The organism is Paratractidigestivibacter faecalis, assembly GCF_003416765.1.
GTDB lineage: Bacteria > Actinomycetota > Coriobacteriia > Coriobacteriales > Atopobiaceae > Paratractidigestivibacter > Paratractidigestivibacter faecalis.
In genome coordinates, this window is sequence record NZ_QSNG01000001.1 from 512,724 (window position 1) to 527,542 (window position 14,819).

Below are 14,819 nucleotides of genomic sequence, written 5' to 3' on the forward strand. Positions count from 1 at the left end.
CAGACGAAGGAAACCAGGGCAGGGGAGACCAACATGGGGGATAGCCAGAGCATGCGCGTGGCGGAGATCCGCAACCGCGTCCCGGACGTCGTCGTGATCACCGGCATGAGCGGCAGCGGCCGCACGCAGGCGCTCCACGTCTTCGAGGACATGGGCTACTTCTGCATAGACAACCTGCCGCCGCGCCTCATGCTCCAGCTGGCCGAGCTCGTGGGCATCAACTCGGGCGTGGGCCGCCACCTGGCCGTCACGTGCGACCTGCGCAGCCAGGGCCTCTTTGACGAGATTACGGAGTCCCTCTCGCAGCTGCGCGAGCACGAGCTCTCCTGCCAGGTGGTCTTCCTGGACACCTCCGACGAGGTCCTCATGCGCCGCTACGACGAGAACCGCCGCCGCCACCCGCTGGCCAAGCCCGGCGAGTCCCTTGCCAGCGCCATCTCCCGCGAGCGCGCCCAGCTTTCTGCGGTGCGCGACGCCGCCGACCTGGTCATCGACACCAGTAAGCTGCGCACGCAGGCCCTGCGCACCCGCCTGCGCCGCGCGTTCTCGGAGCTCACCGACCAGCAGCTCATGGAGGTCTCGGTCTTCTCGTTTGGCTTCAAGCACGGCATGCCCGTGGAGGCCGACCTCATGATCGACGTGCGCTTCCTGCCCAACCCGTTCTACGACCCCGAGATGCGCCGCCTCACCGGCAACGACCGCAAGGTGGCGGACTTCGTGCTCAACAACGAGGTCACGTCCAAGTTCCTGGAAGCCTGGTACCAGCTGCTGGACGTGGCCATGCCCGGCTACGTGGCGGAGGGCAAGAGCCACCTCTCCATTGCCGTGGGCTGCACGGGCGGCCAGCACAGGAGCGTGGCCATCGCCAACGCCACGGCCGCCTACCTGGAGAAGGCCGGCTACCATGTGAGCCTCTCCCACCGCGACCTGTCCCTGGCCAACGTGAGGACGAGCTAGCATGTCGTTTACCGCCGAGGTCAAAGACGAGCTCTCCCGCCTTGAGGACCGCGACAAGAGCGCGCAGCTGGCGCAGCTCTCCGCCCTCATGCGGGTCTGCGGCACGCTCTCCTTCAGGGGCAGCGGCCGCTACTCCATCCGCATAGCCACCGAGACGGGCGCCGTCGCGCGCACCGTCATCAAGATGACGCACAAGCTCTTTGACCTGGACACGGCCCTCACCGTGCGCAGGAGCGTCCTGCACAAGACCAGGAACTACCTCATAGAGATGCCCGAGCAGGACGAGCTGGCAGACGCCCTCCTTGAGCTGAGCATCCTCGCGCCGGGCCACGGCCTGGCCGCGGGCGTGCCCACGCGTCTTTTGGGCAGCCGCGCCTCGCGCTGCGCCTTCGTGCGCGGCGCCTTCATGGCTGGCGGCTTCATCGCGGACCCACGCGGGGACTTCCACCTGGAGATCGCCGTGACGGGGGAGGAGTTTGCCCAGGGCCTGGTCGCCGTCATGGGGACGCTGGGCGTGGCGGCGCGCCTCAACCGCCGCCGCGGCGCCTTTGCCATCTACGTCAAGAGCTTCGAGGACATCGTCACGCTGCTGGTGGCCATGGGCGCCGGGAGGATGGCGCGCGTGGTCAGGGTGGCGCAGGCAAAGAAGTCCGTGAAGAACGACGTCAACCGCCGCGTCAACGCCGAGATGGCCAACCAGGCGCGCTCCACCGGCGCCGCCGTGGCCCAGCTCGAGCTCATAGACCGCGCCGAGAAGACCATCGGCCTCGCCTCTCTGCCGCCTGCACTGCGGGCCTTCTGCGAGGCACGTCGGGAAAACCCCGAGCTTAGCCTCGCTGCCCTCGGGCAGGAGATGGACCCGCCCGCGTCCAAGTCGGCGATGTACCACCGGGTTCTTCGCCTGCAGCAGCTCGTGGACGAAGCGAAATCGTAAATCGAGTAGCCAATAATCGCCAAAGGTGCCCAAACCTCGGCAAACAGGTCCTGGAAAGAAGCCCTCGGGAACTTTGAGACCGTCACTTCACAGTCACGGTGAGGAATGCGGCGGCGTAAAATATGAACTTGATCCCGTTTCTATTTGTGCTTGTCTCGACCGGCCCCGGTATGGATTGCCGCGCTGGGACCCATTCATGGGGAGAGCCTTGGCTCTACCCCGGAAAGGTGGCGAAAAAGTTGCTTCTCGAGAAATCTACGTGGCCAGCTGTTGAGGCCTACTTCGCAAACAGCGACCTAGTTGTTCTTGGTTTTGGCAGCACGGAGAATCATGGACGGCATAATCCCCTGGGTACCGATTGGATGGCACCCCAGAGGATAGTGGACCTTATGGATGAGCGTCGCCCTGAAGTTCTCTATGGGCCGACGCTTCGACTTGGGTCTGCCGACCACTTCATCGATTATCCCGGAACATTGTCCCTTGGGGACGACCTTCTGCACCAGGTCGCCGCGCGCATCTGCGGTCAGCTCTACCATTACGGCGCTCGGCACTTCTGCTTCGTCAACGGTCATGGCGGCAACACCCGCGCCCTTACCATGACCGGCTATGAGCTCAATGACCGCGGCTGCCAAGTAGCGCTTCTTAACTGGTGGAAGCTGGCAGGCGAACTTAACCCCGCATGGGGCGGCGGCCACGGTGGCGCGCAGGAGACTTCGGCAGATCTCTGGATAGACCCAGAATCCGTGGATATGACGGCTCTTGGACCCATGGGCCTTGTGGATGACGGCGGAAGCAATATCAAGACGCAGGGGTTTGACGTTGTGGAGTTTGAGGGGGTTCACCCGTCGCTCATTCGTCGTGCTCGCAGGTACGCAACGAATGGGTGGATTGGGAAGGACGATCCCAGGCAGGCATCCGCTGAGTGGGGGGAGCAGATGCTCACCGCCTTTGCGGACTGGGCAGTCAAGTTTGTGGACGCTTTTGCTCAGTCCCCGCTTCCTCCCCAGGTGGATCGTTAGACAAGAAGGACGAGGCATATCCTTTCGATTACTGAATTCTTGCCGGCGTCTGGTCCTTCGCTCCTGCTTTTATACATAAACGGGGCCCATCGGCATCTGCCGATGGGCCCCGTTGTTTACCTTGGGGCTTCGGAACTACTTCGCAAGCGTTGCGTTTTGCAGCTCGGGCAGGCGCGCGGCGTTGACCTTGATGTTGGTGAACTTATTCGAGGTCACCTTGTTCAGCGTCTTGTGCAGCATGGGGATGATGGGCATATCCTCGGCAGCAATCACGTCCGCCTCGTGCATAAGCTGGATACGCTCGCTCTCGTCGACGGTCCTTCTCGCCTCGTCAAGCTTGGCGTCGAAATCTGCGTTGGAGTAGTGCGAGACGTTATCGCCCACGCCGGTGTACATGAGGGGCTGCAGGAAGTTGTCCATGATGGGGTAGTCCGCCGTCCAGCCGCGGAAGCCAATCTGGAAGTTGCCGGCAATGTAGTCGTCGAGCATCGTTGCGTATTCCTTCTGGTCGATGGTCACCTCGATGCCCACCGCCTTCCAGTCGCTCTGAAGGATCTCGCTCTCATCCGTCTTGACGTTGGAAGACACCATGACGGTGAGTTCGATTCCGCGCATCCCGTCAGGGCCAGCGGGATAGCCCGCCTCGTCAAGAAGCTTGTTGGCCTTGTCGACGTCGTAGCCGCAGTACTGCCACGTGGTCTCGTCGTTGCCCTTGATTCCCGGCGGGACGATGTCGCCTGCGGGCTTTGCGAAGCCCTCGTACAGCGTGTCGCAGAGGTTCTGGCGGTTAATGGCGAGCGACATTGCCTGGCGAACCCTCTTGTCAGAGAGGACGGGATCGTTGACGTTGTACGCGAGGTACTCCGTGTACAGAACCTCGCCGACCAACGTCTGCTTGTTGGGGGAGGTGGTGTAGCCGTCATCCGACTGGCCGTACTTGTCTACCGTCTCTTTGACGCGTCCTGCCGGGATGTCGCAAATGTCGAGGTTGCCGGCCTCAAACTCGCGATATGCCGTAGTTGTGTCCTTGTAGATGTTGTAGCGGATGGCGTCGCATTTGACGGGCCTGTCGCCGGCGTAGCCCTCATAGCGCGTCATGTTGATGTACTGGCCATCGTTCCAGGCGCCGTCCATCTGGAGGGGGCCATTGCCTACGGGCGACTTGGAGTAAGTATCGAAGTTGCCCTTGGCGCAGTCGGGAATGGGCGAGAGGGGTGCGCAGGACACAACGAAGGGGAAGTCGGCGTAGGGCTCGTCGAGCTCAACCTTGAGGGTGTAATCATCGGGGCAAGAAAGCCCCTCAAGCTCCTCGGCCTTTCCATTTACCACATCGTCGTAGCCCTTGACCATTGCGAGGTGGTACGAGACCACGGAAGGCGCCACGGTGGTTTTGGGGTTGCAAAGTCGGTTCCACGCGTACTGGAACGACTTGGCCGTCACATCGGAACCGTCATGGAACTTGAGCCCCTGCTTGATACGGAACGTCCACGTCGCTGCTTCGTCGGACGACTCCCACGACTCGGCAACGCTGGGCTTGATCTCTTCCGTGTCATAGTCGTAGGTCGTGAGCTGGTCGAAGAGCTGGGAAGCAACGGCTGCGCCATAGAACTCCTCAATGTCGAAGGGGTCGATCGACGTGGGGTTCGTGATTGCATAGTTGATGGTCCCGCCGGAGGGCTTCCCGCCGCCGGACGAACGCTGCCCGCAGGCGGCAAGACTGGTTGCCGCAACTGCGGCGGCTCCGCCCTTGATGAAGGTACGACGATTCATCGAGTGATCCATAGCTTCCTCCTATATGTCTGTCGCCTTGCAGGCGGCGCGCAGCGCGAAAGCCCGCATCGTGGGATTAATACTCTTCCTATTGGGGAGGGGTGACGGAAGAATGAAACAGATTTGAAGCAATTGTTTCCGCATCAATGCGTCCACCTCAGCCTTCCTACCGTTTGCTGTTTGCTCCATATGAACTTCACAATTCAAAGGTGGGGTGGAGCTTGCCCTCCAACCCTATTTTGTAATGTCGCGTTCAAGTTAATAGATGAGCCGTTGAACCCGAAGTCAGTTTCCTCCGACACCTTCGAGTCTAAGCTGCTAGCCTAAAGCTTTGTTATAAGGAGGAAGTCACATGTACATGGCGAGAAGCACTTGGACACAGGTTCGTGATTACTTTAAGAGGCATGACCTGGTGATTATTGGGGTCGGCTCGACCGAGTGCCACGGCAGGCACAATCCGCTGGGCACCGACACCATGGCGCCAGACAGAATCCTCGAGCTGTTGGAAGTGCGTGATGGAACATATCTCGTTGCGCCGACCCTTCCCTATGGTGCGACGGATGACCTTGTTGGGTATCCGGGCACGGTGAGCCTTGGCGTGCAGGGGCTCTACGATGTCCTCTCGAGCATCACGCGGCAGCTGGTCAGCTACGGCGCGCGTCGCTTTGTCTTCCTTAACGGCCATGGCGGCAACGTGAAGTCGCTCTCGATGGTGTCAATGGATCTGAACGACGCCGGGTGCCTCGCGGCAGTTGTCAACTGGTGGAAGGTGGCTCCGCAGCTTAACCCGGCATGGGGCGGCGGGCATGGCGGCGCCATGGAGACGAGCGCCAATCTCGCCATTGATCCCGCTTCCGTCGACATGTCGCAGGTGACCGACGAGGGCCTGCTCAACGACATCGGAGAGGATATGCCCTCGTGCGGCTGGAACACCGTGAGCTTTGGCGGAGCCGAGGTCGAGTTCCCACGCCGGCTTGCGCGTTTTGCGAGTTCCGGGTGGGTTGCCGAGGGGCATGAGGACCACCCGAGTGGCGCCAGCGCAGAGCTTGGCACCGCGATGCTCGAGGGCACGGCAACGTGGCTCCAGGGCTTTACGCACGCCTTGGAGGCCGAGGAGCTGCCCCAACCGATCGACTTCTCCCACGAGACGGACCGCCTCGACCGCTAACGTGGGCATGTCCGACGGCCATGCCTAGAACAATATGTTCCGACCTGCCGCAGGGCAGGCTGGAGTCAAGGAGGAAAGATGCGCATCGAACTAAGTACTTGGCCTGCGGTCGAAGACTACTTCCAGCGGGGAAACGATCTTGTCGTCATGGCAATAGGAAGCACGGAGGAGCACGGCAGGCACAACCCGCTGGGAACAGACACCCTCGCTCCCAACCTGCTGCTCGACAAGATCGAGGCCGCCCTTGGCAAGGACGTTCTCATCGCTCCAACAATTCCCTTCGGCAACGCCGATGACCTCCTGGGGTTCCCGGGAACGCTCTCGATAGGCTACGACCTTCTCCGTTCGCTGGTCCGGACGCTCAGCATGCAGCTCTATGACTACGGCGCGCGAAGGTTCCTCTTCATAAACGGCCACGGGCCCAACATCAAGCCCATCTCAAGCGTGTGCGAGGAGCTTAACCGGCGCGGGTGCCTTGCCGCCAGGGCGGATTGGTGGCTCATGGCCGGCGAGCTCAACCCCGCATGGCGCGGGGGACATGGCGGGGCGGAGGAGACGGCTGCCGTGATGGCCGTCGACCCCTCGCTGGTGGACGTCTCCGAGATCGGCCCCATGGCCTTGGCAAACGATATCTCAGACGAGCTTCCCACCTCTGGATGGGACAACGTTGAGTTTAAGGGGGCCCACGTTGCGGTCCCCCGCGATGCCTGCCGCTATGCTGGCAACGGCTGGATAGGCCCCGATGACCCGGTTCTTGCCGACTCTGAGTGGGGAGGCCAGATGATGGACGGCGTCGCCGAGTACCTCGTCGACTTCATCGGAGCCCTCGGGCGTGCCCCGCTTCCAGCGCCCATGCCTGTCCGCACGACCAAGGCATACAGCGAAGTCGGCAACAAGTGATATCGGCGCGTACGCGACAGTAGGTACTAGTGAGAAAGGCTATCAACCATGGAATTTAATGACAGCGAGGTCGCGGACCTTCTTGGCAGGCTTTCTAACGCAAAGTCTCCCTCGGGCTTCGAGGACGAGGTCGTTGACGTCGTGCGTGACTTTTGCAGCGGGTGGGCAAAGGTCGAGAGCAACACCGTCCACGATGCTCTCATCACTCCCAACAATTTCACGGGCGATAAGCCCGTCCTCATGCTCGACGCGCACGGCGACGAGGTCGGGGGCATGGTCAAGTCCATCCGCTCCAACGGCACGATGACGTTCGTCGAGCTTGGCCGCTTCTCTCCCAACGTGCTCGCTGGTCAGGATGTCCTGGTCAGAAACACGCTCGGCGAGTGGGTGCACGGCGTCATCGGCGTGAAGCCGCCGCACTTCATGAGCACTGCCGAGCGCGCGACCGGGGAGCTCCAGCTCATCCTGGATGTCGGTGCCACCTCCAAGGAGGAGGCGGTGAACGTCTTCCACATGGGCATGGGCGAGCCCTTTGTGCCCGCTACGAAGTTTGAGTACAACGAGGCGACCGGTGTTGCGCTGGGCAAGGCGTTCGACTGCCGCGCAGGAGTCGCCGCCGAGCTTCTCGCCCTGCGTGAGCTTTCCGGCCGCGATGATCTTCCCTTCGACGTCGTGGCGTCGGTGAGCGCCATGGAAGAGGTAGGCGAGCGGGGCGTGCTCGCAGCGGCCATGCGCTTCAACCCCATGGTCGCCTTCATGTTCGAAGGCTGCCCGGCCGATGACACCTTCACCATTCCCGATGACGTTCAGACCGCCTTCCGCCACGGCCCGATGTTCCGCTACTTCGACTGCTGCATGATCACCAATCCGCGTTACCAGCGCTTCGTTCTCAAGTGCGCTTCAGAGGCGGGGCTTGTGTGCCAAACGAGCGTTCGCGAGGGCGGCGGCACCGATGGCGGACCTATCCACATGCTTGACGTGCCTTGTGTGGTTGCCGGCGTTCCCAGCCGCTACGTCCACTCCGGGACCGCCCTGTGCACGCTCTACGACGTCAAGATGACGGCGGAGGTTGCGGTCGCGGTGGCCGAGCGCATGACCCCCGAGGACGTCCGCGCGTTCTAGTGGGGAATGCCGCGTCGGATCGCTCCGAGGCCGCGCTGCGTCTACGACAGCTTGCCGATGAAGCCAAAACCTCATCCGAGTAGGTCAAATTTCGCTCAAAGGCTCGAAAATATCGGCAGACGGGTAATTTTGTGGCTATTTTTTAGCGATTTTGCCCGACATCGGCGATTCAATTTGCTGAGCGCGGTATAAAGTCGGCCCTGATTGCGGTACACTCCAAAACGGCAATGTTTTGCCAATCGCAAACAGGCCCAAGGGGAGAAGCCCCCAAGGACCATGTGAAAGGAGAAGGCATGGCAGTAAAGGTTGCTATTAACGGCTTTGGTCGCATCGGCCGTCTGGCTTTCCGCCAGATGTTCGGTCACGAGGGCTCCGAGATCGTCGCCATCAACGACCTCACCTCCCCCGACATGCTCGCGTACCTGCTGAAGTACGACTCCACGCAGGGCAACTACGCTCGCGACCACAAGGTCGAGGCTACCGAGGACTCCATCATCGTTGATGGCAAGGAGATCAAGATCTACAAGGAGGCCGACGCCAACAACCTGCCTTGGGGCGAGCTGAACGTCGACGTCGTCCTTGAGTGCACCGGCTTCTACACCTCCAAGGCCAAGGCTCAGGCCCACATCAACGCTGGCGCCAAGAAGGTCGTCATCTCCGCTCCCGCCGGCAACGACCTGCCCACCATCGTCTACAACGTCAACCACGAGCAGCTCACCGCTGATGACAACATCATCTCCGCTGCCTCCTGCACCACCAACTGCCTCGCCCCGATGGCCAAGGGCCTGAACGACTTCGCCCCCATCGTCTCCGGCATCATGACCACCATCCACGCCTTCACCGGCGACCAGATGCCGCTCGACGGCCCGCAGCGCAAGGGCAACAAGCGTCGCTCCCGCGCCTGCTCCGAGAACATCGTCCCCAACTCCACGGGTGCCGCCAAGGCCATCGGCCTGGTTCTCCCCGAGCTCAACGGCAAGCTGATCGGCGCCGCCCAGCGCGTTCCCACGCCCACCGGCTCCCTCACCAACCTCTACGCCGTCGTTGACAAGACCGTCACCGTCGAGGAGGTCAACGCTGCCATGAAGGCCTACGCCGAGACCATCCCCGAGACCTTCGCCTACAACGAGGACGAGATCGTCTCTCGTGACATCGTCGGCGAGACCCACGGCTCCATCTTCGACGCCACCCAGACCATGGTCCAGGACCTCGGCAACGGCCAGTCCCTCGTCCAGGTCACCTCTTGGTACGACAACGAGAACTCCTACACCTCCCAGATGGTCCGCACCATCAAGTACTTCGAGAAGTTCGTCGCCTAGTCGGTACCTCGGCTTTGCATCTAGGGGGTGCGGTCGCAGCTCTCGGGCCGCGGCCGCGCCCCTTTTGTGTTTGCACCTTCCACCAGCTAAGGAGTAAGCATGGCCTTTACCAAGAAGACCGTCCGCGACGCCGACGTCGAGGGCAAGCGCGTCCTCATGCGCGTTGACTTCAACGTGCCCCTGAAGGACGGCGTGGTCACCGACGACACGCGCGTGCGTGCCGCCATCCCCACCATCCAGTACCTCAAGGAGCACAACGCCAAGATCATCCTGATGAGCCACCTCGGCCGTCCGGATGGCACCGGCTTCCAGCCCGAGCTCTCCCTGCGCCCCGCCGCCGAGAAGCTCGCCGAGCTCACCGGCTATGACGTGAAGTTCGTCGAGGACACCTACGGCGACAAGGCCACCGAGGCCGTGGCCGCCCTCAACGATGGCGACATCCTCGTCCTCGAGAACGTCCGCTTCGACAAGCGCGAGAAGAAGAACGACCCGGAGATTGCCAAGAAGCTTGCCTCCTACGGCGACATCTTCGTCCTCGACGCCTTCGGCACCGCACACCGCGCCCAGGGCTCCGTCGTGGGCCCCGCCGCCTACCTGCCCGCCTACGCCGGCTTCCTGCTCGAGAAGGAGGTCGACACCCTGACCAGCATCTTCGCCGAGCCCGAGCGTCCGTTCGTGGCCATCGTCGGCGGCTCCAAGGTCTCCTCCAAGATCGGCGTCCTCGACCACCTCATCGACTCCGCCGACACCCTGATCATCGGTGGCGGCATGGCCTACACCTTCTTCCTGGCCCAGGGCATGACCGTCGGCCAGTCCCTCAAGGAGGAGGATTGGGTCGAGCGCGCGGGCGAGATGCTCAAGAAGGCCGAGGCCAAGGGCGTCAAGATTCTGCTCCCCATCGACAACCGCGTCGCCGACCACTTTGGCGAGGACGCCGTGCCGGAGGTCGTTCCCTCCAACGCCATTCCCGATGACCGCGAGGGCATGGATATTGGCCCCAAGACCGAGGAGCTCTACGCCGAGGCCATCAAGGGCGCCAAGACCGTCTTCTGGAACGGCCCCATGGGCGTCTTCGAGTTCGACAACTTCGCTCACGGCACCGAGGCCGTCTGCCGCGCCGTGGCCGAGTCTGACTGCACGTCCATCATCGGTGGTGGAGACTCCGTCGCCGCTGTCAACAAGTTCGGCCTGGCCGACAAGATGAGCTGGATCTCCACCGGCGGTGGCGCTTCCATGGAGCTCGTCGAGGGCAAGGCCCTTCCCGGAGTGGAGGCGCTTCTCGATGCGTAACCGTATGATCGCTGGCAACTGGAAGATGAACAAGACCTACGTCGAGGGCGTCGAGCTCGCGCAGGGTCTGGCCGACCAGCTTGCCGATGGCACCGGCGACGTCGACGTCGTCGTCTGCCCGCCCACCGTTGACCTCAAGGGCGTCTCCGAGGTCATCGAGCAGTCCGAGGCCCCCTTCGCCCTCGGTGCCCAGAACGTCTACTTCGAGGAGTCCGGCGCCTTCACCGGCGAGACCGCTCCCAACATGCTCGAGGCCGTGAGTGCCACCTACTGCATCATCGGCCACTCCGAGCGTCGCGGCTACTTCGGCGAGACCGACGAGGACATCAACAAGAAGGCCAAGGTCCTCATGGCCCACGGCATCGTCCCCATCTCCTGCTGCGGCGAGCCCCTCGAGGTCCGCGAGGCCGGCACGCACGTTGACTTTGTCGTGAACCAGATCAAGGCCGACACCGAGGGCCTGGAGATCTCCGACCCCTCCAAGTACGTCGTCGCCTACGAGCCCATCTGGGCCATCGGCACCGGCAAGACCGCCACTGCCGATGACGCCCAGGAGGTCTGCGGCGCCATCCGCAAGACCCTGGCCGAGGTCTTTGGCCAGGAGACTGCCGACGGCATCCGCGTCCTCTACGGCGGCTCCGCCAAGCCCGAGAACGTCGCCGGCTTCCTCGAGAAGGAGGACGTCGACGGTGCCCTCGTCGGCGGCGCCTCCCTCAAGGCCGACTCCTTCTCCGCCATGGTGAAGGCTGCCATGTAGCTTTAAGGAGCACGCGCTTCTCGCCAGATAATGGCAGACAGACGCCGGGTCCTGGTGGCCCGGCGTCTTCTTTTTATGGGGTAGGGGACAGTCGCTGCGGGTTGTGATATTCTGAACCACTGACTGTGAAACCCCTATAAGGAGCTCTACGTGAATCCTCTGAACATCATCCTCACCATCCTGCTGTTCCTCTCCGGTGTCCTCACCGTCATCCTCGTTCTCATGCACTCCGGCAAGGGCACGGGCGTCTCCGACATGATCGCCTCCTCCCTCTACAACGCCGGCACCGGCTCCGGCATCCTCGAGAAGAACCTGGACCGTCTGACGGTCATCACCGCCACGGTCTTCATCGTCTGCGTCATCGTCATGGCCCTCTCCTTCCCGCTGGGAGCCATCGGCTAGGCTTGGCAACACTGAACCTGGTGGGGGCGTCCGACTTCGGGCGCCCCCTTTTTTTGCCGGGCTTGGCCCTTTCTCCGCCCATGGGCCCCGTAAATCCACAACTCGTGTTGTGAAAACGAATAGATAACGTTACGTAATGGTGTCGTAGCGCATGACATGGCGCTTTTTCGCCTAAAGTAAGAAAACTTGTATTAGTCAGGGGTCTGTCCTCTGGCTAGACAAGATCGGGGGATGGGACAAACAGGTTGTCCACCCCGAAGACTGCAAGAGGAGGATCGTCTATGACTCTCGACAGGAACGGTGGCGGCGTCACTCGCCGCACCTTCGTCAAGGGTGGCCTGGCCGCCAGCGCCCTCGCGGCCCTCGCGGCCTGCGGCAAGAACGAGAACGCCGCGTCCGCCCAGGGCGATTCCGCCGTCAAGGCAACTGACGGCGGCACCTTCAAGTACTACATCTCCGACCCCGTCGCCATCGACCCCTACAACCTTCAGGAGTCCGAGGGCACCCAGGTCGGCCACATCCTCTTCGACTCCCTGGTGGAGTGGGACTGGGACAAGTCCGACGTCAAGGCCAAGGCTGCCGCGTCCTGGGAGATCAGCGACGACAACACCGTCTTCACCTTCCACCTCAAGGACGCCAAGTTCCACAACGGCGACCCCGTGACCGCCGAGTCCTTCAAGCGCGGTTGGCAGCGCCTCGTCGACCCGTCCATGACCACCCCCGGCGAGATCGGCTACCACCTGTCTCCCGTCATGGGCTATGACGAGATGGCTAACGGCTCCGCCAAGGAGATTTCCGGCCTCACCTGCCCGGACGACAAGACCTTCGTCGTGACCCTTTCTGCCCCCATGGCCGACTTCCTGGCCGTCTGCTGCCACCCGGGCCTGGCCCCCGTGCCGCAGGCCGCCATCGACGACCCCGACAGCTTCCTGCTGGCCCCCATCGGCAACGGCCCCTTCATGATGGACGGCAAGTGGGAGTCCGGCCAGTACATCAACGTCAAGCGCTTCGAGGACTACTACGGCGACAAGCCCGCGCTGGACGCCATCAACTTCTCCATCCAGAAGGATCCCAAGACCGCCTACAGCGAGCTTGAGGCCGGCAACATGGACTTCTGCCAGATGCCGACCGGCCGAATCCAGGAGCTGACCGAGAAGTTCGGCAAGTCCGTCGACGGCTACACCATCTCCCCGAGCCGCCAGGCCCTGCTGGGCGCCGAGGCCTCCGTCTACTACCTGGCGGTCAACCTCGAGGACGAGACCATGGCCAACAAGGACCTGCGTCACGCCATCTCCCTGGCCATCAACCGCCAGAACATCGTCGACACCCTCTTCGAGGGCGGTCGCGAGCCCGCTGACAACGTCTTCCCGCCGATCATCGACAAGAAGGGCGGCAGCTGGGAGTTCGCCGAGTACGACCCCGAGAAGGCCAAGCAGATCATCGACGAGAAGGGCCTTGCCGGCACCTCCGTCACCTTGAGCTACAACTCCGGCGGCGGCCACGAGGACATCATGTCCTGCATCCAGGCCGACCTGCAGGCCGTGGGCCTTACCGTCGAGCAGGACACCAAGGAGTGGGCTGCCTACCTCCAGGGCCTGACCGACGGCACCTTCCAGATGGGTCGCCTCGGCTGGATCGCCGACTATCCGACGCTGGACAACTTCATCTTCCCCAACTTCTATTCCACGGCTGACAACAACTACTCCCGCTACGCCAACCCGGAGGTCGACGCCGCCATCGACGCCGCCCGCGCCATCGCCGACGAGGACGAGCGCAAGGATGCCTACCGCGCCATCAACAAGATGGTCGCCGACGACATGCCCATCATCCCCATCATGTTCTACTGCCACAACCACGTGGCCTCCGACCGCGTCAACGAGCTCTTCTACAACGCCCAGAGCATCGCTGACCTCGGTCACGCCTCCCTCAGGGCCTAAGTTCCTGAGCAGGCCGGCCTAGAGCCGCAACTGCGTGCGGGGCATCGCGCCTGTGTGCCGATGCCCCGCACATGCGGTTCAGCCCGGGCTCGCTGCGTCATCCTCTCCGCTTCGGCGGACGTGACCCCAGACCCTCTCGAAGAGGGGACGATGGCGCAGAAGGCCGACGCATCTATCCGACACTAGAGGGGAAAAAATGGGAAAGTACATCCTCAAGCGTGTTCTCCAGTTCATACCGGTGTTTCTCGGCGTGACGCTCATCCTTTTTGCGATGGAGAACATCGTCCCGGGAGACCCCATCAAGCTCATGGCAGGAGAGAAGAAGCTTGATCCGGTCACCGAGACCAACCTGCGTGCCACCTATCACCTCATCGAGACCGATGAGGATGGCAACATCCTGTACGACGAGGGCGGCAACACCATCGAGACGCCCCTGTGGAAGCGCTACGTTCTCTACGTGAACGGGCTTCTCCACGGCGACCTCGGTACGTCCTACCAGCGCAAGGGCCAGGCGGTGACCGACATCCTGGCCGCCAAGTACCCCTACACCATCAAGCTGGCCGTGGTGGCCATCCTCCTTGAGACGGTGGTGGGCATCGGCGCCGGAATGGTGTCTGCCATCAAGCGCTACTCGTTCTGGGACGTCCTGGTCACCCTCGTGACCTCCGTCCTGGTGGCAATGCCCGCGTTCTGGCTGGGCATGCTGTTGCAGCTCTTCTTTGGCGTCGTCCTGAAGGACCTGACTGGAGGTGCCTTCTACCTGCCGATCTCCGCGGACTTCTCGCCGTACTCCGAGTTCCAGAGCTGGGTGTACTACATCCTGCCGGCCATCACACTGGCGGCCGTCTCCACGGCCTACTCCGCCCGCATCATGCGCTCGCAGCTCCTCGAGGTCATGAACCAGGACTACATCCGCACCGCGCGCGCCAAGGGCCTCTCCCGCCGCGACGTCATCTGGCACCACGCTCTCAAGAACGCGCTCATCCCCGTCGTCACCTACATCGGCAACGACTTCGGCGCGATGATGGCCGGCGCCATCCTGACCGAGACCGTCTTCAACTGGCCTGGTGTCGGTTATGAGACCTACCGCGCCATCTCCCAGCGAGACTGGCCCATCGTCTTGGGTTCCGTCACGGTCATCGTCGTGCTTGTCATGATCATCAACCTCATCGTGGACGTCTCCTATGCGTTCCTGGACCCCAGGATTCGCTTTGGCGCCCCGAAGAGCGAGCAGTAGGGAGGTG

13 protein-coding genes are annotated in these 14,819 nt (G+C 62.5%); 12 read left to right on the forward strand and 1 reads right to left on the reverse strand.

The features are described 5' to 3' along the window. Positions 1-33 precede the first annotated feature (33 nt). The 3 genes from rapZ to DXV50_RS02145 all read left to right on the forward strand — a co-directional run bounded on the left by rapZ (position 34) and on the right by DXV50_RS02145 (position 2,910). The gene (gene rapZ, locus DXV50_RS02135; protein ID WP_117204575.1) at positions 34-957 is read left to right on the forward strand and encodes an RNase adapter RapZ; all 924 of its coding nucleotides are present in this window, start codon (positions 34-36) and stop codon (positions 955-957) included. A 1-nt stretch (position 958) separates the two neighbouring features. Continuing rightward, positions 959-1,891 carry a DNA-binding protein WhiA gene (whiA, locus tag DXV50_RS02140; RefSeq protein WP_117204576.1) on the forward strand — a complete coding sequence of 311 codons (933 nt, stop codon included), beginning with the start codon at positions 959-961 and terminating at the stop codon, positions 1,889-1,891. A 239-nt stretch (positions 1,892-2,130) separates the two neighbouring features. Continuing rightward, complete coding sequence (locus DXV50_RS02145) at positions 2,131-2,910, forward strand: creatininase family protein (RefSeq protein WP_198666380.1); 780 nt, start codon at positions 2,131-2,133, stop codon at positions 2,908-2,910. 135 nt (positions 2,911-3,045) lie between these two features. On the opposite strand, the gene DXV50_RS02150 is transcribed toward DXV50_RS02145, so the two are convergent. After that, entirely contained in the window at positions 3,046-4,692 is a 1,647-nt protein-coding gene (locus DXV50_RS02150; RefSeq protein WP_117204578.1) for an ABC transporter substrate-binding protein, read from the reverse strand. A 340-nt stretch (positions 4,693-5,032) separates the two neighbouring features. Between DXV50_RS02150 and DXV50_RS02155 the strand changes: the two genes are divergently transcribed. The 9 genes from DXV50_RS02155 (at position 5,033) to DXV50_RS02195 (ending at position 14,812) form a co-directional block, all read left to right on the forward strand. Beyond that, positions 5,033-5,848: a creatininase family protein gene (locus DXV50_RS02155; RefSeq protein WP_117204579.1), complete on the forward strand. Its 816-nt coding sequence runs from the start codon at positions 5,033-5,035 to the stop codon at positions 5,846-5,848. A 78-nt stretch (positions 5,849-5,926) separates the two neighbouring features. Continuing rightward, a complete protein-coding gene (locus tag DXV50_RS02160) occupies positions 5,927-6,748 on the forward strand; it encodes a creatininase family protein (RefSeq protein ID WP_117204580.1) in 822 nt (273 codons plus the stop codon). A gap of 48 nt (positions 6,749-6,796) precedes the next feature. Then, positions 6,797-7,870, forward strand: a complete 1,074-nt coding sequence (locus DXV50_RS02165) for a M42 family metallopeptidase (RefSeq protein WP_117204581.1) — start codon at positions 6,797-6,799, stop codon at positions 7,868-7,870. A 293-nt stretch (positions 7,871-8,163) separates the two neighbouring features. Then, positions 8,164-9,189 carry a type I glyceraldehyde-3-phosphate dehydrogenase gene (gene gap, locus DXV50_RS02170; protein WP_117204582.1) on the forward strand — a complete coding sequence of 342 codons (1,026 nt, stop codon included), beginning with the start codon at positions 8,164-8,166 and terminating at the stop codon, positions 9,187-9,189. 99 nt (positions 9,190-9,288) lie between these two features. Then, a complete protein-coding gene (locus DXV50_RS02175; protein ID WP_117204583.1) occupies positions 9,289-10,479 on the forward strand; it encodes a phosphoglycerate kinase in 1,191 nt (396 codons plus the stop codon). Further along, positions 10,472-11,236 (forward strand): triose-phosphate isomerase, encoded by a 765-nt coding sequence (gene tpiA / locus DXV50_RS02180; RefSeq protein WP_117204584.1) that lies wholly within the window; start codon positions 10,472-10,474, stop codon positions 11,234-11,236. The genes DXV50_RS02175 and tpiA overlap by 8 nt, the downstream gene beginning before the upstream one ends. Before the next feature lie 150 nt (positions 11,237-11,386). After that, positions 11,387-11,638 (forward strand): preprotein translocase subunit SecG, encoded by a 252-nt coding sequence (gene secG / locus DXV50_RS02185; protein ID WP_117204585.1) that lies wholly within the window; start codon positions 11,387-11,389, stop codon positions 11,636-11,638. A gap of 281 nt (positions 11,639-11,919) precedes the next feature. Beyond that, positions 11,920-13,575: a peptide ABC transporter substrate-binding protein gene (locus tag DXV50_RS02190; protein ID WP_117204586.1), complete on the forward strand. Its 1,656-nt coding sequence runs from the start codon at positions 11,920-11,922 to the stop codon at positions 13,573-13,575. Between the two features lie 196 nt (positions 13,576-13,771). Then, positions 13,772-14,812: an ABC transporter permease gene (locus tag DXV50_RS02195; protein WP_117204587.1), complete on the forward strand. Its 1,041-nt coding sequence runs from the start codon at positions 13,772-13,774 to the stop codon at positions 14,810-14,812. Positions 14,813-14,819 lie beyond the last annotated feature (7 nt).

What these genes read in the sequence shown, in the direction of transcription:
- gap (WP_117204582.1), top strand. Translation starts at nt 8,164, where the DNA reads ATGGCAGTAAAGGTTGCTATTAACGGCTTTGGTCGCATCGGCCGTCTG.
- DXV50_RS02160 (WP_117204580.1), top strand. Translation starts at nt 5,927, where the DNA reads ATGCGCATCGAACTAAGTACTTGGCCTGCGGTCGAAGACTACTTCCAG.
- rapZ (WP_117204575.1), top strand. Translation starts at nt 34, where the DNA reads ATGGGGGATAGCCAGAGCATGCGCGTGGCGGAGATCCGCAACCGCGTC.
- DXV50_RS02190 (WP_117204586.1), top strand. Translation starts at nt 11,920, where the DNA reads ATGACTCTCGACAGGAACGGTGGCGGCGTCACTCGCCGCACCTTCGTC.
- DXV50_RS02150 (WP_117204578.1), bottom strand. Translation starts at nt 4,692, where the DNA reads ATGGATCACTCGATGAATCGTCGTACCTTCATCAAGGGCGGAGCCGCC.
- DXV50_RS02165 (WP_117204581.1), top strand. Translation starts at nt 6,797, where the DNA reads ATGGAATTTAATGACAGCGAGGTCGCGGACCTTCTTGGCAGGCTTTCT.
- tpiA (WP_117204584.1), top strand. Translation starts at nt 10,472, where the DNA reads ATGCGTAACCGTATGATCGCTGGCAACTGGAAGATGAACAAGACCTAC.
- whiA (WP_117204576.1), top strand. Translation starts at nt 959, where the DNA reads ATGTCGTTTACCGCCGAGGTCAAAGACGAGCTCTCCCGCCTTGAGGAC.
- DXV50_RS02195 (WP_117204587.1), top strand. Translation starts at nt 13,772, where the DNA reads ATGGGAAAGTACATCCTCAAGCGTGTTCTCCAGTTCATACCGGTGTTT.
- DXV50_RS02155 (WP_117204579.1), top strand. Translation starts at nt 5,033, where the DNA reads ATGTACATGGCGAGAAGCACTTGGACACAGGTTCGTGATTACTTTAAG.
- DXV50_RS02175 (WP_117204583.1), top strand. Translation starts at nt 9,289, where the DNA reads ATGGCCTTTACCAAGAAGACCGTCCGCGACGCCGACGTCGAGGGCAAG.